This is a genomic window from Nocardioides jishulii (assembly GCF_006007965.1).
Lineage (GTDB): Bacteria > Actinomycetota > Actinomycetes > Propionibacteriales > Nocardioidaceae > Nocardioides > Nocardioides jishulii.
In genome coordinates this window covers 1,115,074-1,136,367 of record NZ_CP040748.1, presented here as the reverse complement: position 1 = coordinate 1,136,367, position 21,294 = coordinate 1,115,074, and the positions used below count along the sequence as shown (strand labels likewise).

The window sequence follows — 21,294 nt, the reverse complement described above, 5'->3', positions numbered from 1 at the left end:
GACTCAGCCTGCGGCGAGGGCGTGCTGGAGGCGCGCGAAGGTGCGCTCGCGCCCCAGCAGCTCGATCGACTCGAAGAGCGGCGGGGAGATCTTGCGGCCGCTGACCGCGATGCGTACGGGGCCGAAGGCCTTGCGCGGCTTGAGCCCGAGGCCGTCGATGAGCGCCTCACGCAGCGCCGCCTCGATGTCGGCCGTCGACCACGTGTCGAGGGCCTGGAGGGCGTCGTACGAAGCCTGGACGACCTCCTTGTCCGCCTCGGTGATCGCGTCGACCAGGGTGAAGTCGGCTTCGTCGACGAAGAGGAACCCGAGCAGCTCCGGCGCCTCGGTGAGCTTGTTCATCCGTTCCGAGACGAGGGGCATGGCGAGCTCGAGCATCTCGGCGTCGGCGTCGCTCACCGGGTCGCTGACGACGCCGGCGGACTTGAGGAAGGGGATGACCCGGTGGGTCAGCTCCTCGATGCTCAGCATCCGCATGTGGTCGGCGTTGATCGCCGAGGCCTTCTTCAGGTCGAAGCGGGCCGGGTTGGGCTGCACGTCGGCGATGTCGAAGGCCTCGACCATCTCGGCGAGGGTGAAGACGTCACGGTCGCCCGAGATGGACCAGCCGAGCAGCGCGAGGTAGTTGAGCAGGCCCTCGGGCACGAAGCCCTGGTCACGGTAGGCCAGCAGGTGGGCCTCGGGGTCACGCTTCGAGAGCTTCTTGTTGCCCTCCCCCATCACGTAGGGGAGGTGGCCGAACTCAGGCGTGAAGTCGGCGACGCCGATCGCCTTGAGGCCCTCGAAGAGCGCGACCTGGCGCGGGGTCGAGGAGAGCAGGTCCTCTCCGCGCAGCACGTGCGTGATCTTCATCGTCGCGTCGTCGACCGGGGCGGTGAGCGTGTAGAGCGGGTCGCCGTTGGCGCGGGCCAGGGCGAAGTCGGGCACGAACTCGCTCTGGAAGCTGATCTCGCCGCGGACCAGGTCGTTGAACTTGACCTCGCCGTCGGGCATCCGGAAGCGGACCACGCTGGGACGGCGCTCGGCCTCGAAGGCGGCGCGCTGCTCACTGGTGAGCTCACGGCAGAAGTTGTCGTAGCCCATCACCTTCGAGCCCGACTGCATGCGGCGCGCGGCGACCTCGTCGGTGGTGCAGAAGCAGTCGTAGGTGTAGGAGGAGTCGCGGAGCTTCGCCAGCACGTCGGCGTAGACGTCGGTGCGCTCCGACTGCTTGTAGGGGCCGTAGGGACCGCCGACGACGACGCCCTCGTCCCAGTCGAGACCGAGCCACTGCATGACCTCGACCAGGGAGTTGTAGGACTCCTCGGTGTTGCGCTCCTTGTCGGTGTCCTCGATGCGGAAGACGAAGGTGCCACCGTGGTGACGGGCGAAGGCCCAGTTGAAGAGGGCGGTGCGGGCGAGGCCCACGTGGGGCGAGCCGGTCGGGCTCGGTGCCATGCGGACGCGGACCGGGGTGGAGTTCGTGGAGTTCATCAGCGCTGTGCCACCTTGTTCGTGAGGGTTCCGAGACCGGCGATCGAGACCTCGATCTCGTCACCGACCTGCATGGGGCCGACACCTTCAGGGGTGCCGGTGAGGATGACGTCGCCGGGCAGCAGCGTCATCACCGAGGAGACGTAGCTGATCAGGGTCGGCACGTCGTGGACCATGTCGGCGGTCGAACCGTCCTGCACCAGGTCACCGTTGAGGTGGGTCTGGACCGTGACACCGTCGATGAAGGTCTGCGGGTCGAGGTCGGTCTCGATCCACGGCCCGAGGGGGCAGAAGGAGTCGAACGACTTCGCCCGCGTGAACTGCCCGTCGGCCCGCTGCAGGTCGCGAGCGGTGACGTCGTTGGCGATCGTGTAGCCGTGGATCACGTCGGTGGCCTGCTCGCGGGGGACGTCACGGCACATGCGGCCGATGACCACGGCGAGCTCGCCCTCGTAGTGCACCTCCTCGGACTGCGGCGGGTAGAAGATCCGGTCACCGGGCCCCACCACGGAGGTGTTGGGCTTGAGGAACATCAACGGCTCGGCCGGCACGTCGCCGCCCATCTCTGCCGCGTGGGCGGCGTAGTTCTTGCCGATGCCGATCACCTTGCTGCGCGGCAGCACCGGCGCGAGCAGCCGCACGTCGGCGAGCTTGTACTCCTGCTCGAGGACCTTCACCCCGAGATAGAGGGGGTCGCCTGCCAGGGCGACGATCGTGGCGTCCTCGTCGGGCTGCCCGAACCGGTCGAGCTCTCCCGTGAGAATGCCGTACATGGGGTCTTCGCCTGTGGTGAACCTCGCAATGCGCACGCCTCAACCCTATCGGTCCTGCGCCACCCCCACCGCCCCGGTGGAAGCGGGGATCAGCGAGGCACGGCGAGGCACGGCTACCGTGGGGGCGTGCAAGTGCTGGCCCCTGATGACTGGATGACCCGTGCCGCGGCGCACGAGGCCCGCCTCGCCCCGTTCCTCGACGCGCACCTGACCCGTCGTACGCACCGGACCAAGCATCCGGTCCACGACTTCCTCTTCGTCTACTACTCCCACAAGCCGGGGGCGCTGCGGCGGTGGCACCCGGGGTTCGGCACCGCGCTCGGGCAGGCCGAGGCCTACGCCGGACTCAAGGGCTACGAGGTCGTCGACGGTGTCGCGCGCGTGCCGAGGTCGTACGTCGAGAGCCAGCACGTGCTGCTCACCACGCTGCGGCGGCTGCTACGCGCGACGCTGGACCGTACCCCCCACTTCGGGTGCTTCGGCCTCCACGAGTGGGCGATGGTCTACCAGCTCGACCAGGACGCCACGCGCCACTCGGCGTGGCCGCTGCGACTGGGCGGCGCGGCCACCGACGAGGTGGTCGACTCCCACCGCATCGCGTGCTCGCACTTCGACGCCTACCGCTTCTTCACGCCCGCGGCGAAGCCGCTGAACCAGCTCAGCCCTGGCCGGGACGACCGGGCGGAGTTCGAGCAGCCGGGGTGCCTGCACGCGTCGATGGACCTCTACAAGCACGCCTTCCGGCTCAGCCCGATGGTCGGCTCCGACCTGGTCGCGGACTGCTTCGAGCTGGCCCGCGACATCCGGATCCTCGACATGCGTGCCGCGCCCTACGACCTCAGCGGCCTGTGGCTCGACGACGAGGAGTTCACGCCGGTGCGCATCGAGACGCCCGAGGGCAAGGCCGAGTACGTCACCGCTCAGCGCGACTTCACCGAGCGCTCCACTCCCCTGCGCACCCGGCTGCTGGCCGAGGTGGAGCGCCTGCTGGAGGTCGTGGAGCCGGTGGCTGCGCGGTGACGGGCCGCGACGCGCGGCACGATTCCAAGCCCCCTCCCGGACACCATCCTGGGCACAGCGTGCTGCAGGTCCCGGTGCCGCCCCTAGAGGCGTGGGTGCGGCGGCGCACCGCCTTCTACGACACCGACTTCGTCTCTTCCGACCCGGACTTCACGCATGCCCACGTCACGGCACTCGGTCCGTTCGTCACGGCACTGGACGCTCGGACCACAGCGACGGTGGCAGCGATCGCCGGCAGCGTCGAACCCTTCGACTACACGCTGGGCCGGCTCGACACCTTCCCCACCGGCATCATCCACCTGGTCCCCGAGCCGCCCCACGGCTTCGCCCGGCTCACGGCGTTGCTCCAGGAGGCCTTTCCCGAGTTCCCTCCCTACGGGGGCGAGTTCGCGCCGACGCCCCACCTGACCGTCGACCTGGCCCACGGCGACGTCACGCAGGAGTCGACCGCGACGCTGCTGGCTGACGTGGTGCCGGTGAGCGCGCGCGCCGAGTGGCTGGACCTGGCCTGGTACGAGGCGGGCGCCTGCCGTCTGGTGGCCCGGTGGCCGCTCGGTACGGTGGCCCGATGAGTGATGAGGCCAAGGGCCTGACCTACCGCGACGAGGACTGGTACGGGGACGACCTCTCGGGCCTGCGGTTCGTCGACTGCACCTTCAGCCGGGTCGACCTCAGCGAGGTCACCACGCGTGGCACCTCGTTCGAGAACTGCGTCTTCGACGGGTGCCGCTTCAACGCCTCGCACCACGACGCCACGGCGTTCGTGGCGTGCAGCTTCCGCCGGTGCAACTTCTTCGACGCCACCCTCGAGGGCTGCAAGGTCGCCGGGTCGACCTTCGACGAGTGCACCATGCGCCCGGTGAAGATCGTCGGCGGGAGCTGGCGAGGCGTGGTGCTGCGCGGCGCCAACCTCGCCGGCGTCCGACTCTCCGGCCTGGACCTGCGCGATGCCGACCTGTCGATGAGCAACCTCGCCAAGGCCGACCTCAGTGGGTGCGACCTGACCCACGCTGCCGTGCGGGAGACCGACCTGCGCGACGCCACCCTCCTCGGCGCCACCCTCGACGGCGTCGACCTGCGTGAGGCCCGCCTCGACCGGACCAGGTTCGACCTGGCCGGAGCCGTGCGGCTGGCCGAGCAGCACGGAGCTCTGGTCGACGCCTCGTACTGAGCCAACCTCGCCCTGAGCCAGCCTCGTACTGACCTAGGAGGCCCGTCGGGAGTCGACCTCGGCGCGGATCCCGGCCACCACGAGCGAGAGCCCGTCGGAGAAGTCGTCGACCGCGGCGACCTCGCCGTCGATGGCGCCGGCGCTGCTGGCCTGGACGTGGGTCTGCTCGGCCGTCGCGTGACCGAAGACCAGGTGGAGCACGGTCCGGGCGGCGGTGGCGCGCCACTGCTCGTCCAGCCCGCAGCCCTCCAGCGCCTCGGCGACGTGGTCGTACGCTGCTCGGCCTCCCAGCCCGAACGCGTGCACGGTCGCGACCAGCTCGGCCCCGTCGCGCCAGGCGAGCAGGGCGTCCCGCACCTGGGACGCCGCCTGCGTGAGCCTGACGTCCCACTCCCCCTCGTCCACCGGGCGCAGGCCGCGCGCGAGCAGCTCGTCGGCGACCGCCGCCAGCAGCGTCTGCTTGTTGGCGAAGTGGTGGTAGAGCGCACTCGGGCGGACGTCGAGCTCGGAGGCCAGCCGCCGCATCGTGAGGTCGGCCAGGCCGTAGGCGTCGAGCACGGCGATCGCGTGCTCCACGACGTCGGAGCGGTGGTGACGCACAGGTGCCTCCATTCGGACCGGGCAGACCGGACAGCTGGGCTGGTGGTGCGAGTCACATCGATGATCCATCAGCGAACCGGTTGACGCGACGCGGACCCCACCATAACCTGAACGCCGTTCACCTGATCACCGTTCAGGTGAACCAGTCCCCGATGGGCCGCTCCCGGTCCCCCGGCCGTCGCCCGTCGAAAGGCACCCGCGTGTCCACCCACTCCCTTCGTCTCGAGTCCAGGGACCTGGCGCTGGTCACCACCTTCGCGGCCCTCATCGCCGTCTGCGCGGTGCTGCCCGCCGTCCAGACCGGCGGCGCCGTCCCGATCACGCTCCAGACCTTCGGCGTGCTGCTCACCGGGGCGCTGCTCGGCCCGTGGCGCGGCTTCCTGGCCGTCGGCCTCTACCTGCTGGTCGGCATCGCGGGCCTGCCGGTCTTCACACAGGGACGCTCGGGCCCCAGCGTCTTCCTCACCCCCTCGGCGGGCTACCTCGTGGGCTTCCTGCTCGCGGCGGCGGTCGCGGGCTTCCTCGTGCAGTACGTCCGTCGTCGCCGCAGCGCCCTGGGCTTCGCCCTCGTCCTCGGCGCCTGCCTGGTCGCCACGTTCCTGGTCATCCACCCCCTCGGCATCGCGGGCATGGTGTGGCGCGCCGAGATGACGTGGACCGCCGCGACGGCCTACAACGCCACCTTCATCCCCGGCGACCTCGTCAAGGCGTTCGTCACCGCCGTCGTGGCCACCTCGGTGCACGCCGCCTTCCCCGACCTGCTGCCCACCCCGCGACGCCGCACCGTGGCGAGGCGCGAGACCATCGACGCGTGAGCCGCCTCCTCCTCGACCGGGTCGTCGTCAACGCCACCACGGCCGACGGCGAGGTCGAGATCCTCGCCGAGACGAGCCTGGAGCTGACCGAGCAGCGGATCGCCCTCATCGGCGCCAACGGATCGGGCAAGTCGACCCTGGCCCGGCTGCTCAACGGCCTCGTCTCCCCCAGCTCCGGCCGGGTGGTCGTCGACGACCTGGACGTGGCCGAGGAGGGGCGCGAGGTGCGGCGCAAGGTGGGCTTCGTCTTCACCGATCCCTCCGCCCAGCTCGTGATGCCGACCGTGCTGGAGGACGTGGCCCTGTCGCTGCGGCGCTTCCACCGCTCCCGCCGTGCCCGGGAGGCCGCGGCGCGGACGGTGCTGGCGGCGTACGGCCTGGAGGAGCTCGCCGACCGGAGCGTCCACGCGCTGTCCGGCGGCCAGCGACAGCTCCTGGCGATCGCCGGCGTGCTCGCGTGCGAGCCCGACGTGGTGGTGGCGGACGAGCCGACCACCCTGCTCGACCTGGCCAACAGCCGGATGATCGGCGACCTGCTGCTCTCGTTGCCGCAGCAGGTCGTCGTCTGCACGCACGACCTGGAGCTGGCGGCGCGCTGCGACCGGGCGTTGCTCCTCAGCGGTGGACGGGTCGTCCTCGACGGTCCTGCCGCCGAGGTGGTCGACCACTACCGGGCGAGCGTCTGAGGTGAACGGCACCCTGCTGGGCACCTACAGCCCCGGGACCACCCTGCTCCACCGGATGCCGGCCGGAGCGAAGATGCTCGCCCTGATGGGCCTCAGCACCGTGGTGGTGCTCGTCCGCGGCCCGGTGTCGGGTCTGGTCGCCCTGTTGCTCGCGCTCGGGCTGGTCGGCTGGTCGGGCACCGGCGTCAGGGCCACCGTGCGGACGTTGCGTGCCTTCTTCCTCGTGGCCGCGGTCCTGCTCGCCTACCACCTGCTGTTCGGCACGTGGCAGGTCGCCGTCGAGCAGGTGGGCGACCTGCTCGCCCTGGTCCTGCTCGCGACCGTCCTCACCGCCACCACGCCCGTCGATGCCCTCCTCGACATGATCGTGCGCGCCGTCGGCCCGTTGCGGCGCTTCGGGGCCAACCCGGAGAAGGTGGCGCTGGCCTTCAGCCTGGTGCTCCGATCGATCCCGGTACTGCTCACGATCGCTGCCGAGACCCGTGACGCGGCGCGAGCCCGCGGCCTGGAGCGCAGCCCGCGCACCTGGCTCACCCCCTTCGTGGTGCGCACGGTCGCGCACGCCCGCGACACCGGCGACGCGCTGCACGCCCGTGGGCTGGGCGACGACTGAGCCAGCGGCTCACCAGCCCGGCGGCGTACGCCCTCGCCAGTCACTGGCCGCCTCGACCTGCGCGGCCAACGACAGCAGGAGCTCGTCCTCGGCCGGACGCCCGGCGACCATGACGCCGACCGGCAGCCCGTCAGGGGTCCAGTGGGTCGGCAGCGACATCGCCGGCATCCCGGTGACGTTCCAGGCCGACGTCCACGGGGTGAAGCGCTTCTGCGCCTCGAAGTCAGCCTCGGGGTCGGCGTCGTCGCGCAACGCACCCACGGCGACGGGCGGGGCGGCCAGCGTCGGGGTGAGCACGACGTCGTAGGGAGCGAGCGCCTCGAGGGCGTGGGCGGCGTGACGCCGCATCTCGCCGATCGCCAGCCCGAAGTCGGGACCGGAGACCGCGCGTCCCCGTTCGGTGAGCCACGTCGTCAGCGGTCGGAGCTGGTGCTCGCGACCGGGTGGGGCGGTGGAGAGCGCGGTCAGCACGGCCCAGCAGGTCTCGAAGACCGGCACCGCGGCCCGCGGAAGCGGCACGTCGACGTCGACGACGTCGTGGCCCAGCGACTCCAGCAGCGCCGAGGCGTCCTCCCACGCCTGGAGGCACTCCGGGCCGACGGTGACGTCGGTGAGCACCGGGGCCGCGAACCGCGCCACCCGCAGACGACCGGGCTCGCGGCGCGTGGCCTCGAGGAAGCTCTGCGCGGGGTCCGGCGCCCAGGTGGGGTCCCCCACCCGGTGGCCGGCGAGCACGTCGAGCATCGCGGCGGCGTCGGCCACCGTCCTGGCCAGCGTCCCGGCGGTGGCCAGCCCCACGGGGTCGCCGTAGAACGGCGCCCCGCTGACGCGTCCTCGTGAAGGTTTCAGTCCGACCAACCCGCAGCACGACGCCGGGATCCGGATCGAGCCACCGCCGTCGGAACCCTGCGCCACCGGCACCAGTCCCGCAGCCACCGCTGCTGCCGCGCCGCCCGAGGAGCCGCCGGCCGTGCGGGAGCGGTCCCAGGGCGTCACCGCGGGCGGGCCGACGTCGGGCTCGGTGTAGCAGGGCGATCCGAACTCAGGCGTGTTGGTCTTGCCGAGCCAGACCATCCCCGCGGCCTCGATCGAGAGGGTGACCTGGTCGGAGAAGTCGGGCACGTAGTCGTCGAAGGAGGCCGAGCCGAAGGTCGTGCGCACGCCGGCGGTCGGGTTCAAGTCCTTGATCGCGGTCGGCACGCCGTGCAGCGGGGAGGCGCCCTGGCGCGGCAACGCCGCTGCCCGTGCCAGCGCCAGCTCGGGCACGCGGGTGACGAAGGCGCCCACGTCGTCGGCGCGGTCCAGGTAGTGCTGGGCGAGCTCGACGGGTGACACCTCACCGCGGCGTACGGCACTCCCCTGCTCCAGCGCGGTCAGGTCGTGCAGCTCGGTCATGGCAGGCGATCCAACCAAGCGGTGGGCACGCGGCCCAGGAGGCCGGTGGGATCACCGGCTGACCCGCCGTCGAGGCCGCTGGCGACGAACCCGAGGCCGACGCCCGCCGCCACCAGCGTCAGCAGCCAGACCGCGGGGTGGGCAGCGAAGGGGCGCACGAGCGGGGCGACCCCACGGCGTACGCGCGTGGCGCCGGGCCCGACCCAGACGCCGAGGGCGACGCCGGCACCGACCGCAGCCAGGACCACCTGTGGCTGGGTGCCGGCGGCGAAGCAGAGCAGGCCGCCCACCGCACCGAGGCCGGTCGCCCACAGCAGCAACGCCAAGGTGCCGGGCAGCGAGGAGAAGACGTGCACCGGCGTGGCCGCGACCGTCTGCATGCCGTCGTACCACTTGGCCCCGCGCAGGGTGCGGCGCTCAGCCGCAGCGCTGGCGGTGCGCGAGAGCGTCCGCACGAACCAGACCAGGAGGGTCACCGAGATCGCCGCGGCCCAGGGGGCGGCGGCGAACCACAACGCGACGCCCAGCCCCAGGCAGAGCAGCAGGGCGGCGCGACGCAGGCGCAGTGCGAACCCGACCTTGGGAGCGGGCTCGACCTGCTCGGGCACCGCCCACGGGTCGTCGGCGAACCGGATCTCGCGCTCCTCGGGCGGAACGGGGGGTCCGTACGCGGTGGGGCCCGGCCCGCCCTGAGCGTCGCGCCACTCCTCACCGGGCCACTCCTCACCGGGCCACCGCGGCGCCTGCCAGGGGTCGGCATAGGGGTCGGGACGGGCAGAGGCAGCGACGTCGGCTGGCCCGTCGAGACGTGTGGCGGCAGGGACGTCGCCCAGCGGCACGGCCAGCGTGGGCGGGGCGGGCTCGGGCACGACGTGCAGCGCGGGCTCGGGGCGGTACTGGGTGTAGGGCCGCGTCGTCGGGAACGGCTCCAGCGCCACGTAGCGGGTCGCGGTCTCGTCCTCCTCGTCGGCGAGCGCCTCCTCCTCCGCCCAGACGGCCGGGTCGTCGAGGTCGAGCCAGGTCAGGATCGCGGCCACGGTCGGACGGTTGCGGGGCTCGGGGTCGAGGCCGGCGAGGACCACCTCGGCCACCTCCTCGGGCAGGCCGGTGAGGTCGTGCTCGCCACGGCGTACGCGGTCCATCACCGCGACTGACGGCCCGCTGCCGAAGGGAGCCCGGCCGGTGCCGGCGAAGGCGACGGTCGCCGCCCAGGAGTGGATGTCGGAGGCGACGCTGGCGTCCTCCCCGTGCAGGATCTCCGGCGCGAGGTAGCCGGGGGTGCCCAGCAGCCACCCCTGCGCAGTCAGCCGGGCGTCGTCGGCGAGACGAGCCAGGCCGAAGTCGATGAGGACGGGCGTGCGCCCCTCCATCAGGATGTTGGAGGGCTTGATGTCGCGGTGGACGACACCGACGTCGTGGACCGCCCCGATCGCCTGCGCGAGGCACCGGGCGAACCAGACGAGCTCGTCGCCCTCCAGCGGGCCGACCTGCCTGACCTGGTCGTGCAGCGAGTAGCCGGGCACGTAGCGCGTGGCCACGAAGGGCACGTCGCCCCACGGGTCGGCGTCGATGATCTCGGCGACCCAGCGGCTCCGGACGCGCAGGAGCGAGTTGACCTCGCGGGCCAGACGAGCGCGTGACTCGTCGTCGCCGATGACGTTGGGACGGATCACCTTGAGGGCCACCCGCTCCCCCGACGGACTGCGGGCGAGGTGCACGACCCCCATGCCACCTTCGCCGAGGCGGGCGAGCAGCTGGTAGCCGCCGACGCTCAGCCCGGGCGGGGGCGATGGGGGTCGTGGGTGGACGCTCACGTCACGAGGTTAGCCCTCGAGTCACAGCACCCGGCGCAACCACCCGAAGGTGTCGTCGGCGCGGCCGAACTGCACGTCGACCAGGGCGGAGCGGATCTTCATGGTCGTCTCCGTCGACTCCGGTGCCGGAAGCGTGCCCGCGGCCGAGCGCAGCTCGCCCACCGGGGAGACCACCGCAGCCGTGCCGCAGGCGAAGACCTCGACGATGTCCCCGGACTCCACCCCCTTGCGCCACTCGTCGATGGCGAAGCGGCGCTCGGTGACCTCGTGGCCCATCTGGCGAGCCAGCGTGATGATCGAGGAGCGGGTGATGCCCTCGAGGATCGTGCCGGTGGCGGGCGTGGTGATCGAGCCGTCAGCATGCACGAAGTACATGTTCATCCCGCCGAGCTCCTCGACGTAGACACCCTCCTGGGCGTCGAGGAAGACGACCTGGTCGCACCCGTGCCTGGTGGCCTCCTGCTGCGCGATCAGGGACGAGGCGTAGTTGCCGCCCGTCTTCGCAGCACCCATGCCACCGCGGCCCGCGCGGGTGTACTCCTCGGTGAGCCAGAGGCTGACCGGCTTGAGGCCGCCCTTGAAGTAGGAGCCCGCCGGGCTGGCGATCACCATGAAGGTGACGTGCTGACTGGGGCGGACGCCGAGGAACTTCTCGCTCGCGAACATGAACGGACGCAGGTAGAGCGACTTCTCGCCCTCACCCTCCGGGACCCAGCGCTCGTCGACCTTCACCATGGCCTCGACGGCCTGGATGAAGTCGTCGACGGGCAGCTCGGGCAGCGCGAGCCGCTGGCTGGAGGTGATCATCCGCTCGGCGTTGGCCTCCGGGCGGAAGAGGTGGACCGAGCCGTCGGCGTGACGGTAGGCCTTCATGCCCTCGAAGGTCTCCTGCGCGTAGTGCAGGACCGCCGTGGCGGGGTCGAGGGTGAGCGGGCCGTAGGGCGTGATCCGGGCGTCGTGCCAGCCCTTCTCCGGCGTCCACTCGACGGTGAACATGTGGTCGGTGAAGTGGAGCCCGAAACCCGGGTCGGAGAGGATCTCCGCGAGCCGGGCGTCGTCGACCGGTGAGTCGGTCAGGGTGGTGCTGATCTCCATGGTCTGAACCTACACTCGGGCCGCGACGGCGTCGCCGACCGCGGCGGTGGGACGGGACTCGCCGGCAACCCGCTCGGCGATGTCGGCGGCAACGGCCTTCTCGACGCGCTCGGCTGCCTCGGTCATGCCGAAGAAGTCGAGCAGCATCGCGGCCGACAGGATGGCGGCGGTGGGGTCGGCCTTCTGCTGGCCGGCGATGTCGGGCGCCGACCCGTGCACGGGCTCGAACATCGACGGGGTGGCGCGCGACGGGTTCAGGTTGCCCGAGGCGGCCAGGCCGATGCCTCCGGTGACGGCGGCGGCCAGGTCGGTGATGATGTCGCCGAACAGGTTGTCGGTGACGATCACGTCGAAGCGAGCCGGGTCGGTGACCATGAAGATGGTGGCTGCGTCGATGTGCAGGTAGTCGACGGCGACGTCGGGGAACTCGGTCGCCACCTCGTTGACGATGCGCCACCACATGGAGCCGGCGTGCACGAGCACGTTGGTCTTGTGGACCAGGGTGAGCTTGCGGCGACGGCGCTCGGCACGGGCGAACGCGTCGCGCACCACGCGCTCGATGCCGTACGCCGTGTTGACGCTGACCTCGGTGGCCATCTCGTGCGGGGTGCCGACGCGGATGGCGCCACCGTTGCCCGTGTAGGGGCCCTCGGTGCCTTCACGCACGACCACGAAGTCGATCTCGCCGGGCGAGGCCAGCGGGGAGCCGACGCCCGGGTAGAGCTTCGAGGGGCGCAGGTTGACGTGGTGGTCGAGCTCGAAGCGCAGACGCAGCAGCAGGCTGCGCTCGAGCAGGCCCGGCGGGATGTTCGGGTCGTTCGGCTTGCCGCCGATCGCGCCGAGCAGGATGGCGTCCTGACCACGTACCTCGTCCAGGACCGAGTCGGGGAGGACCTCGCCGGTGGCGAGGTAGTGCTCCGCACCCAGGGTGTAGTGGGTGGTGGAGAAGGCGTGGGGGGCCACTGCGTCAAGGACCTTGAGCGCTTCAGCGGTGACCTCTGGTCCGATCCCGTCGCCGGGGATGACAGCGAGCTTGATCGGGGACTCGGGTGGGGTGGTGGTCATGGCTCCGGAGGTTAGTTGTCGTCGGGTCGCTGGTCGGCGGCATCTCGCAGGTCAACTGCCAGCTGCAGCGCGTGGTGGCTGTGGGGAGCCGAAGGGTTGTGACGTCCGGGGCCCCAGTCGGCCGGGTTCAACTCGTACATGTTCTCTCCTGAGGGGTGCGACCCCGGGGACCGGGGTCGGATGAGGGGGGATGGAGCCTCGCGCTCCGCACCGCGGAGGCGTCGGCGACGCCTGATGAGGCAGTCGCCAGGACGGGCCCGGGTCGGAGCAGCTCGCGGGTCGCGAGGCGTACGTCGCCAGCTGGTGGGGCGGCAGGACGTCCGATCGTCGGACCGGGAGCGAGCGGGTTGCGCTGCTCAGGTCAGGAGATCAGTGCGGAGCGAAAGGCTGCGAGTCCGAGGGCCACGTGCATCACCGCAACACCGCGGCGAGGTGGCCCTCTGTCAGGCCTCGCCGCGGCAGTCGATGAGTACGAGCACGCTCCACATGATGGGAGGACCATACGTCGCGCGCCGCGCGCTGTCGAGGGTTTCAGCGGGTGGACGACGTACGTCACACTCACCACCCCGGTGCGACACTTCCGAGGTGAGTGCACCCCCCGATCTTCCGGACATCGTCCGTCGCGCGTTCGACGTCTCCCGCAAGGCGGGTTACGTGTCGTTCTGCCGCAACGAGACGGGCCGCCTGCTGGCTGCCCTGGCTGCAACCCGCGACGGCGTCCTCGCCGAGTTCGGCACCGGGTGCGGGGTCGGCACCGCCTGGCTGCGCTCCGGCGTCCAGACCGACGCGCGGATCCTGACCGCCGAGCTCAACCCCCGCCTGGCGAAGGCGGCGGCGGAGATCTTCGAGGACGACGACTCCGTCGAGGTCTTCGAGGCGGACTGGTCGAGCCTGTCGAGCAAGGGCCCCTTCTCCCTGCTCTTCCTCGACTCCGGTGACCCGGACAGCGTCCGGGTCGACACCGTCGCCGACCTCGTCGAGACCGGTGGCATCGTCGTGCTCGACGACTTCACCCCCTGCGAGTCGTGGCCCCCGATCTACCTCGGCCGCGTCGACACGCTGCGCGAGGAGTGGCTGACCGACGAGCGCTTCACCGCGGTCGAGGTGATGATCGCCCACGACGCGTCGGTCCTCATCGCCACGCGTCGCTGACCCCCACTCCCCCGCGCCACCGGCAGGACGCTCAGCCGTCGATGCCGACCTCGACGGGATCAGGCGCCGGAAGGTGCACCAGCGCCCACGGTAGGAACGCCTGCGCGAGCGGGCCGATGGCGAGGGCGTACAGCACCGTCCCGGCGCCGACCTCGGCCCCGAGGCGCCCACCGAGGGCAAGGCCGGCGGCGACGACGGAGACCTCGAGCGACGTACGCACGAGGCGCAGCGAGGCGCCCGTGCGCCGCGCCAGGCCCGTCATCAGTCCGTCGCGGGGCCCCCGCCCGAGCTGGGCGCCGATGTAGAAAGCGGTGGCCACCGCGTTGAGCACCACGCCCAGCACGACGAAGGCGATCCGCAGGGTGAGCGAGTCGGGCGTCGGCAGCACGGCCAGGGCGGCGTCGGTGGACAGGCCCACCACGAAGGCGTTGGCGACGGTGCCCAGCCCCGGCTTCTCGCGCAACGGGATCCACGCCAGCAGCACCACGAAGCTGGCGACGATGACGACCTGCCCCAGCGTGAGGGGCACGTAGCGCGTAATCGCCAGGTGCATGACGTCCCACGGAGCGACGCCGAGCGCTCCCTCGACCATCAGGGCGAGTGAGAGCCCGTAGACGAGCAGGCCGAGGAAGAGCTGCACGAGGCGGCGCCCCAGCCGGCCGGCGCGGAGCTGGGCGACCGGGCCCAGGTCGAGGAGGACGACCGGAGCGGGGTCAGGGGTGGTCCGGGACATGCGCCCACTCTAGGAAGGCCGGACACGGCACGACCCGGCGCCACCGAGGTGGCACCGGGTCGTGGTCGTCCGTGCGTCAGGAAAGGTTGACCGCGCGCACCTGGGTGGCGGTCATCGCGCCCTTGATCTCGGCGAGCGACTCGACCGGGATCGCGGAGTCGACCGACAGGGCGACCAGGGCGTGGCCACCCTTGGCGTGGCGGGCGACCTGCATGCCGGCGATGTTGACGTTCGACTCGCCCAGGATGCGGCCGACGGTGCCGACCATGCCCGGACGGTCCTCGTAGGTGAAGAACGCCAGGTGCTCGGTGGGCTCGATGTCGACGTCGAAGCCGTTGACCTCGACCAGACGCTCCTTCTGGGCGATCCCCACGAGGGTGCCGCCGACGGAGATCTGCTGGCCGTCGGCGAGCGTGCCGCGGATGGTGATGAGGTTGCGGTGGTCGGGGCTCTCGGACTCGGTGACGAGGCGCACCGCGGTGCCGCGCTCGGCGGCCAGGAGCGGGGCGTTCACGTAGGAGACCTGGTCCTCGACGATGTCGGCGAAGACACCCTTGAGGGCGGCCAGCTCGAGCACCTTGACGTCGTACTCGGTGATCTCGCCGCGGACCTCGACGTCGATCTGCTGCGCGACCTCGCCCGCGAGGGCGGTGAAGACGCGGCCGAGCTTCTCGGTGAGCGGGATGCCGGGGCGTACGTCCTCGGCGATGACGCCACCCTGGACGTTGACGGCGTCGGGCACGAGCTCACCCGACAGGGCGAGGCGGACCGACTTGGCGACGGCGACGCCGGCCTTCTCCTGGGCCTCGTCGGTCGACGCGCCGAGGTGGGGCGTGGCGACGACGTTCTCCAGGGTGAAGAGCGGGCTGTCGGTGCAGGGCTCCTTGTCGAAGACGTCGAGGCCAGCGGCAGCGATCTGACCACTCTTGAGGGCCTCGTAGAGGGCGTTCTCGTCGACGATGCCACCACGGGCGGCGTTGACGAGGACGAGCTCCTTCTTCGCCTTGGCGAGCTGGTCGGCGCCGATCAGGCCCACGGTCTCGGGGGTCTTGGGCAGGTGCACGCTGATGAAGTCGGACTCGGCGAGCAGGGTGTCGAGGTCGACGAGGCGGGCGCCGATCTGGGCGGCGCGGCCGGCCTGCACGTAGGGGTCGTAGGCGACGACCTTCATGCCGAAGGCCTGGAGACGCTGGGCGACCAGGACGCCGATGCGGCCGAGGCCGACGATGCCGACGGTCTTCTCGAAGAGCTCGATGCCGGTGTACTTCGAGCGCTTCCACTCGCCGTTGACCAGCGCGGCGTGGGCCGGGCTGATGTGGCGGGCCGCGGCCAGCATCAGGGCGACCGCGAGCTCGGCGGCGCTGGTGATGTTGGAGGTGGGGGCGTTGACCACCATGACGCCGGCCTGGGTGGCGGCCTTGACGTCGACGTTGTCCAGACCGACGCCGGCACGGGCGACGACCTTCAGCTTCTTCGCGGCGGCGAGGGCTTCCTCGTTGACCTTGGTGGCGGAGCGCACCAGGATCGCGTCCACGTCAACGATGGCGGCGAGCAGCTCGGTGCGGTCGGCACCGTTGCAGTGGCGGATCTCGAAGTCCGGGCCCAGCGCCTCGATGGTGGCGGGGCTGAGCTCTTCGGCAATGAGTACGACAGGCTTGGTCACAGCTGGGTCCTCAGCTAAGTCAGAGATGTGATGGGTGGCAGACCCGCGGACTGGTCGTCGACGCGGTGCGCACAACGCTGTGCTTGGGCCCGATGCTACCCGTCGACGCGAGCGTCGGAGCGCCCGGGCCGGGTTGGTGAGACCTGGTTCTCACTCCGCGTACTCACTCCGGCTCCGGTGCGGCGCGGCGATCCCTGACCCCGGCCGTGGCCAGCTGCACGGCAAGACCAACGACGCCCTCCAGCGGTCCGCGGCTCCAGGGGCGCGGCGCGCGGAGCAGCCGCCACAGCGTCGCCAGCAGGAGTGCTGCCACGCTCATCCCGATGACGTTGCTCCAGGCGTCGTCGGAGACGCCCGGGTGGAGACCCCGCACCCACCAGGCCAGCCAGCCGACGTGCAGCACGTAGACGGTGAGCGTCATCGCACCGACCCAGGCCAGTGGCGCGAGCACCTGGCGTACGAGGCGAGCCCGCGCCACGACCAGACACACGGCGAAGACGCCGACGGCGAACGCGGTGACGAAGAGCTCCTCGGGCCACGTGGTGCGGTAGGCGACGATCTCGGTCCGCCCCGTCAGGTGCAGCGCGGCCAGGGCCAGGAAGACGGCGCCCGACGCACCGATCACGACACCCGTGGTGGGCCAGGACGCCGGGCGTCCGTCACGGGGCACCAGCAGCCGGGTGACGAGGATGCCGGCGCACCCGACCAGCAGCAGCACGGCCTGGGGGTAGTAGGCGCTGACCAAGAGCTCGAACCACCACAGACGCCCCGTCTCCTGTGCGAGGGCCAGCTCACTGACGGTCGAGCGGCTGGCCTCGATGCTCCACGGCGCGACCAGCCCGGCGCCCAGCCCCACGAGCGCGACGCCCCACGAGGGCAGGCGCGACACCGCCCAGCAGAGCAGGGTGAGCAGGCCGAGCGGCGCGAGCACGATCACGATCCACGCGCCGGCCTTGGCCAACAGCCATCCCGCGAGCAGGAGCGCCGCCGCCCGGACGAGCGAGGCGGCGCCGTGCTCCCACACCCTCGTACGCCGCGCACCCAGCTCGACCCCGGCGCCGACCAGCAGCGCGAAGAGCGGGAAGGTGAGGTACTCCGACAGCATCAGCACCCCACCGGGGCCGGCGGTGGGCGCGGTGTGCGCCACGAACATCGAGATGATCGCGACGCCGCGCGCCAGGTCGACGCCCCACTCCCGCGCCACGTCGGGCGCCGTGGTGGGGGTGGCCCGGACGGGGCGGGACGTACTTGTGGTCGAGGTCACCCGCACATGATGGCGTACGCGGGGCCGAGACGAGTCGTGAGACTCAGGCAGCGGTCACCGCGGCGCTCCTCAGCCTCAGTCGAGACCGGTCAGATCGCGCACCCGTCGGGGCCGCACGCGTCAGCGTCGCCGCCGACGACCGCGATCGCGGGGTGGGAGTCGGCCCACGCCTGCTCCAGCACCTGGCTGAACACCTCGGAGGCCTGGGCACCGGCGACGCCGTACTTGCCGTCGACCACGAAGAAGGGGACGCCGGTGGCGCCGTACGCCCGGGCCTGGGCCACGTCGGCGGTCACGGCGTCGGCATACTCGTCGCCCGCCAGCACGGCGGCGACCCGATCGGCCGGCAGGCCGGTCGTCACGGCGACGTCGGTGAGCACCTGGGCGTCACCCACGTTGCGGTTGTCGACGAAGTGGGCGCGAAGGAGCGCCTCCTTCAGCGCGCCCTGCAGCGCAGGACCGCCGACCTCCAGCGCCAGGTGCAGCACGCGGTGCGCGTCGACGGTGTTGGCGTGGACGGAGTGCTCGCCGAACGCGAGGCCTTCCTCGGCGGCGATGCCGCGCGTGCGTGCCAGCATCTCGGTGACCTGCTCCGGGCCGCCGGGGAACTTCGCCCCCAGGGCCTCCACCGTCGTGACGACCTCGTCCTTCGGGGCGCTCGGGTCGAGCTGGTAGGAGCGCCACACGATCTCCACCTCGTCGGCGTGGCCGAAGTCGGCCAGGGCGGTCTCCAGACGACGCTTCCCGATGTAGCACCAGGGGCAGACGACGTCACTCCAGATCTCGATGCGCATGTGCGGCCAACACCGCCGAGGGTCGTTCTGTTCCCAGGTCTCCCCTGTGTGGGGCAGGGGTGGACCCTGAGGTCTTCTCGGGGTGCCCCGGGGGTCGACCCCCTTGCTCTCCCCGATGTGCGCGGAGCCACACCGACGCGAAGGTGGACCCATGATCACCATCAACGCTCTCACCAAGAGGTACGGCGGCTTCCTCGCCGTCGACGACGTCTCGTTCACCGCGCAGCCCGGAAGGGTCACCGGCTTCCTGGGACCCAACGGCGCGGGCAAGTCCACGTCCATGCGGGTGATGGTGGGGCTGACCCCACCCACCACCGGCGAGGCGTTGGTCAACGGCCGGCACTTCACCGACCTGCCCAACCCGGGGCGCGAGGTCGGCGTCCTGCTCGACGCCTCGGCCCAGCACGCGGGCCGGACCGGACGCGACATCCTCAAGGTCGCCGCGCTGACGATGGGTCTTCCCGTCGCCCGTGTCGACGAGATGCTGGCGCTGGTCGGGCTCACCGAGGAGGAGGCCACCCGGCGGGTGCGGCACTACTCCCTGGGCATGCGTCAGCGCCTGGGCATCGCGTCTGCCCTGTTGGGCGACCCCGAGGTACTGATCCTGGACGAGCCGGCCAACGGGCTGGACCCGGCGGGGATCCGCTGGATGCGCGACCTGCTGCGCACCTTCGCCGACGACGGCGGGACGGTGCTGCTCTCCTCGCACCTCCTGCACGAGATCGAGGTGATCGCCGACGACCTCGTCCTGATCGGCAACGGGCGCGTGGTGGCCCAGGGCACCAAGGCCGAGCTCCTCGCCGCCGCCGGCACCGTCGTACGCGGGACGGACGTCGAGGCGCTCGACACCGCACTCACGGCCGCGGGCCTGATGGTCACGCGTACGCCGGACAAGGCGCTGCACACCGACGCCTCCCCCGACATGGTCGGCCGGGTCGCGCTGGCCGCAGGCGTCGCCCTCACCGAGCTCCGCTCGGCCGACGGAGCCGGCCTCGAGGAGATGTTCCTCGAGCTCACCGCCGCCTCACAGCGTGAAGGAGTTGCAGCATGAGCACCACGACCACCTACGACCCGGCCACCGTCGGCACGGCGCCGACGCGGGAACCCGCTCGTCGCCGCTCCGACCTCGCCCCGATCAGGCTCCCCGGCCTGCTGCGGGTCGAGCTCGTGAAGATGTTCAACACCCGCTCGGGGTTCTGGTTGCTGGCCAGCATCGCGATCCTGTCGGTGCTCGCCTCGGCGGGCGTGATCGTCTTCGGCAACGAGTCAGCGATCACCTACGAGAGCTTCTCGACCGCCGTCGGCATGCCGATCGCGATCATCCTGCCGATCCTCGCGATCCTCTCGGTCACCTCGGAGTGGAGCCAGCGCACCGGGCTGACCACCTTCACCCTGGTCCCCCACCGCGGCCGCGTGATCGTGGCGAAGGCCGTGGTGACCGTCGTCGTCGGGGTGGTCGCCATCCTGGTCGCGATGGGTGTGGGCGCCCTGGGCAACCTGCTCGGTGCGGCCGTGCACGGCGTCGACCCGGTCTGGGGGTTCGAGGCCGTCGACCTGGCCATGGTCGTCCTGGCCAACGTGCTCGGGATGCTGATGGGCTTCACCCTCGGCGTGGTGCTGCGCAACTCCCCCGCCGCGATCGTGGGCTACTTCGTCTACAGCCTGATCCTGCCCAACGTCTTCGGGGCGCTGGCCTTCTACCAGGAGTCGTTCCACGACGTGTGGCCGTGGGTCGACCTCTTCTACAACGTCACCTACCTGTACGAGCGCGTGCCGGGCACCGAGGCGTGGGCCCAGCTCGGCGTCACCGCGCTGCTCTGGATGGTCGCGCCGCTCGTCGTGGGCCTGCGCTTCCTGATGCGCAGCGAGATCAAGTGAGCTGAGGCGAGCTCGTGGGTCAGGCGAAGAGGGCCTGGCCCACGAACTCGCCGGGACGCACTCCCGGCGGGACGGCGAAGAGGGCCGAGCCGGTGAACTTCAGGTACTCCATCAACGCGTCCTGCTTGGCCATCGCCGACTGCAACGGGATGAAGTGGGTGTCGGGGTCGCGCACGAAGGCGACGAAGAAGAGGCCGGAGTCCATGCCTCCCAGCACGTCGGACCCGTCGACGAAGTTGTAGCCACGGCGCAGCATCCTGACGCCGCCGTTGTTGTCGGGGTGGACCACGGCGACGTGGCTGTCGACCGGCACGACGGGCCCGTCCCGGCCCGGCATCTCCAGGTCCATCTCGTCGAACTCGTCACCGCCCGAGAGAGGGGCGCCGGACGACTTCGTGCGACCGACCAGCTCCTCCTGGGTGCGCAGCGACTGCCGGTCCCAGGTCTCGATCCGCATGTTGATCCGGCGGGCCGCCAGGTAGGAGCCTCCGGCGAGCCACTCGGCCCTCGGGTCGTCCCCCGGTGCCACCCAGACGAACTCCTCGATGGCGTCACGCTCCTCGGACTTCACCGAGGCCGTGCCGTCCTTGAAGCCGAACAGGTTGCGCGGGGTCGCCTGGCTCCGCGAGGTCGACGACGTACGCCCGAACCCGAGCTGGGACCACCGCACCGCAACCGTGCCCATCCCGATCCGGGCCAGGTTGCGGATCGCGTGGACGGCGACCTGGGGGTCGTCGGCGCACGCCTGGACGCACAGGTCTCCCCCGCTGCGTGCTTCGTCGATGGCGTCGGAGGCGAAGTGGGGCAGCGGCCGGAGCGCCTTCGGGCGACGGTCGGCCAGCCCGAACCGGTCCTCGCCGTCGGCGTCGGAGAAGAGGCCCGGCCCGAACCCGAAGGTCAGGGTGAGTCGAGAGGCCGGGAGCCCGATCGCCTCACCGGTGTCGTCGGGCGGGAGCCGGTCGTCGCCCTCCACGGGGCCGACCGGGCCGGCCGAGCCGCCGGCCACCATCCGCTCGGCCGCCTCGGTCCAGTCCTGGAGCAGCCGCACGAGGGCAGCGCGGTCCGTCGTGGTCACGTCGAAGGCCGCGAAGTGCAGCCTGTCCTGGACAGGGGTGAGGATGCCCTGCTGGTGAGCACCCCTGAACGGGTAGGAAGCCACCCCGGTGGAGTCCCCACTGCGCTCTGTCGCCACGCCGGCGGCGGCCCCCACGACCGCACCGGCAGCGAGACCGGTGGTTCCGGTCATCAGTCCGCGTCGGGTGATCTTCATGTCGGGCCTTCTCTGGGCGT

22 protein-coding genes are annotated in these 21,294 nt (G+C 71.5%); 9 read left to right on the top strand and 13 right to left on the bottom strand.

What is annotated here, in order from left to right:
• Positions 1-3: 3 nt before the first annotated feature.
• Positions 4-1,473, bottom strand: a complete 1,470-nt coding sequence (gltX, locus tag FCL41_RS05330) for a glutamate--tRNA ligase (RefSeq protein ID WP_137066441.1) — start codon at positions 1,471-1,473, stop codon at positions 4-6.
• Positions 1,473-2,282: a fumarylacetoacetate hydrolase family protein gene (locus FCL41_RS05325; protein WP_137066439.1), complete on the bottom strand. Its 810-nt coding sequence runs from the start codon at positions 2,280-2,282 to the stop codon at positions 1,473-1,475. Before FCL41_RS05325 ends, gltX begins: the two co-directional genes overlap by 1 nt.
• Positions 2,283-2,372: 90 nt before the next feature.
• Between FCL41_RS05325 and FCL41_RS05320 the strand changes: the two genes are divergently transcribed.
• Genes FCL41_RS05320 through FCL41_RS05310 form a run of 3 tightly spaced genes read left to right on the top strand, consistent with a single transcriptional unit; the run spans position 2,373 to position 4,437 of the window.
• Positions 2,373-3,266 carry a 3-methyladenine DNA glycosylase gene (locus tag FCL41_RS05320; RefSeq protein WP_239021792.1) on the top strand — a complete coding sequence of 298 codons (894 nt, stop codon included), beginning with the start codon at positions 2,373-2,375 and terminating at the stop codon, positions 3,264-3,266.
• A 59-nt stretch (positions 3,267-3,325) separates the two neighbouring features.
• On the top strand, positions 3,326-3,838 hold the full coding sequence (locus FCL41_RS05315) for a 2'-5' RNA ligase family protein (protein ID WP_239021791.1): 513 nt from the start codon (positions 3,326-3,328) through the stop codon (positions 3,836-3,838).
• Complete coding sequence (locus FCL41_RS05310; protein WP_137066435.1) at positions 3,835-4,437, top strand: pentapeptide repeat-containing protein; 603 nt, start codon at positions 3,835-3,837, stop codon at positions 4,435-4,437. The genes FCL41_RS05315 and FCL41_RS05310 overlap by 4 nt, the downstream gene beginning before the upstream one ends.
• Before the next feature lie 33 nt (positions 4,438-4,470).
• Here FCL41_RS05310 and FCL41_RS05305 read toward each other — a convergent pair whose 3' ends face one another.
• Positions 4,471-5,037: a TetR/AcrR family transcriptional regulator C-terminal domain-containing protein gene (locus tag FCL41_RS05305; protein WP_137066433.1), complete on the bottom strand. Its 567-nt coding sequence runs from the start codon at positions 5,035-5,037 to the stop codon at positions 4,471-4,473.
• Between the two features lie 200 nt (positions 5,038-5,237).
• On the opposite strand from FCL41_RS05305, the gene FCL41_RS05300 reads away from it, so the two are divergent.
• Genes FCL41_RS05300 through FCL41_RS05290 form a run of 3 tightly spaced genes read left to right on the top strand, consistent with a single transcriptional unit; the run spans position 5,238 to position 7,151 of the window.
• Positions 5,238-5,852 (top strand): biotin transporter BioY, encoded by a 615-nt coding sequence (locus FCL41_RS05300; RefSeq protein ID WP_239021790.1) that lies wholly within the window; start codon positions 5,238-5,240, stop codon positions 5,850-5,852.
• Positions 5,849-6,538 (top strand): energy-coupling factor ABC transporter ATP-binding protein, encoded by a 690-nt coding sequence (locus tag FCL41_RS05295; RefSeq protein ID WP_137066431.1) that lies wholly within the window; start codon positions 5,849-5,851, stop codon positions 6,536-6,538. The genes FCL41_RS05300 and FCL41_RS05295 overlap by 4 nt, the downstream gene beginning before the upstream one ends.
• A gap of 1 nt (position 6,539) precedes the next feature.
• Complete coding sequence (locus FCL41_RS05290) at positions 6,540-7,151, top strand: energy-coupling factor transporter transmembrane component T family protein (protein WP_239021789.1); 612 nt, start codon at positions 6,540-6,542, stop codon at positions 7,149-7,151.
• A 9-nt stretch (positions 7,152-7,160) separates the two neighbouring features.
• On the opposite strand, the gene FCL41_RS05285 is transcribed toward FCL41_RS05290, so the two are convergent.
• Genes FCL41_RS05285 through FCL41_RS17615 form a run of 5 tightly spaced genes read right to left on the bottom strand, consistent with a single transcriptional unit; the run spans position 7,161 to position 12,660 of the window.
• The gene (locus FCL41_RS05285; RefSeq protein ID WP_137066429.1) at positions 7,161-8,546 is read right to left on the bottom strand and encodes an amidase; all 1,386 of its coding nucleotides are present in this window, start codon (positions 8,544-8,546) and stop codon (positions 7,161-7,163) included.
• The gene (locus tag FCL41_RS05280) at positions 8,543-10,360 is read right to left on the bottom strand and encodes a serine/threonine-protein kinase (protein ID WP_137066427.1); all 1,818 of its coding nucleotides are present in this window, start codon (positions 10,358-10,360) and stop codon (positions 8,543-8,545) included. The genes FCL41_RS05285 and FCL41_RS05280 overlap by 4 nt, the downstream gene beginning before the upstream one ends.
• Positions 10,361-10,381: 21 nt before the next feature.
• Positions 10,382-11,455, bottom strand: a complete 1,074-nt coding sequence (locus tag FCL41_RS05275) for a branched-chain amino acid aminotransferase (protein ID WP_137066425.1) — start codon at positions 11,453-11,455, stop codon at positions 10,382-10,384.
• A gap of 9 nt (positions 11,456-11,464) precedes the next feature.
• The gene (locus tag FCL41_RS05270) at positions 11,465-12,520 is read right to left on the bottom strand and encodes a 3-isopropylmalate dehydrogenase (protein ID WP_137066423.1); all 1,056 of its coding nucleotides are present in this window, start codon (positions 12,518-12,520) and stop codon (positions 11,465-11,467) included.
• Between the two features lie 11 nt (positions 12,521-12,531).
• Complete coding sequence (locus FCL41_RS17615) at positions 12,532-12,660, bottom strand: hypothetical protein (protein WP_275403761.1); 129 nt, start codon at positions 12,658-12,660, stop codon at positions 12,532-12,534.
• A 445-nt stretch (positions 12,661-13,105) separates the two neighbouring features.
• Between FCL41_RS17615 and FCL41_RS05265 the strand changes: the two genes are divergently transcribed.
• On the top strand, positions 13,106-13,672 hold the full coding sequence (locus FCL41_RS05265) for an O-methyltransferase (RefSeq protein WP_137066421.1): 567 nt from the start codon (positions 13,106-13,108) through the stop codon (positions 13,670-13,672).
• A 31-nt stretch (positions 13,673-13,703) separates the two neighbouring features.
• Here FCL41_RS05265 and yczE read toward each other — a convergent pair whose 3' ends face one another.
• From yczE to FCL41_RS05245, 4 genes are all read right to left on the bottom strand, one after another.
• Positions 13,704-14,405, bottom strand: a complete 702-nt coding sequence (gene yczE, locus FCL41_RS05260; RefSeq protein WP_137066419.1) for a membrane protein YczE — start codon at positions 14,403-14,405, stop codon at positions 13,704-13,706.
• A 76-nt stretch (positions 14,406-14,481) separates the two neighbouring features.
• Positions 14,482-16,068: a phosphoglycerate dehydrogenase gene (serA, locus tag FCL41_RS05255; protein WP_137066417.1), complete on the bottom strand. Its 1,587-nt coding sequence runs from the start codon at positions 16,066-16,068 to the stop codon at positions 14,482-14,484.
• Positions 16,069-16,231: 163 nt separating this feature from the next.
• Complete coding sequence (locus FCL41_RS05250; RefSeq protein WP_137066415.1) at positions 16,232-17,332, bottom strand: heparan-alpha-glucosaminide N-acetyltransferase domain-containing protein; 1,101 nt, start codon at positions 17,330-17,332, stop codon at positions 16,232-16,234.
• A gap of 89 nt (positions 17,333-17,421) precedes the next feature.
• Complete coding sequence (locus FCL41_RS05245; protein WP_137066413.1) at positions 17,422-18,126, bottom strand: DsbA family oxidoreductase; 705 nt, start codon at positions 18,124-18,126, stop codon at positions 17,422-17,424.
• Positions 18,127-18,277: 151 nt separating this feature from the next.
• On the opposite strand from FCL41_RS05245, the gene FCL41_RS05240 reads away from it, so the two are divergent.
• Positions 18,278-19,177, top strand: a complete 900-nt coding sequence (locus FCL41_RS05240; RefSeq protein WP_137066411.1) for an ABC transporter ATP-binding protein — start codon at positions 18,278-18,280, stop codon at positions 19,175-19,177.
• Positions 19,174-20,004, top strand: coding sequence for an ABC transporter permease subunit (locus FCL41_RS05235; RefSeq protein ID WP_137066409.1), 831 nt, complete (start codon positions 19,174-19,176; stop codon positions 20,002-20,004). The genes FCL41_RS05240 and FCL41_RS05235 overlap by 4 nt, the downstream gene beginning before the upstream one ends.
• Positions 20,005-20,023: 19 nt before the next feature.
• Here the strand turns inward: FCL41_RS05235 and efeB are convergent, their stop codons facing one another.
• On the bottom strand, positions 20,024-21,274 hold the full coding sequence (gene efeB, locus FCL41_RS05230) for an iron uptake transporter deferrochelatase/peroxidase subunit (RefSeq protein ID WP_137066407.1): 1,251 nt from the start codon (positions 21,272-21,274) through the stop codon (positions 20,024-20,026).
• Between the last annotated feature and the right edge of the window lie 20 nt (positions 21,275-21,294).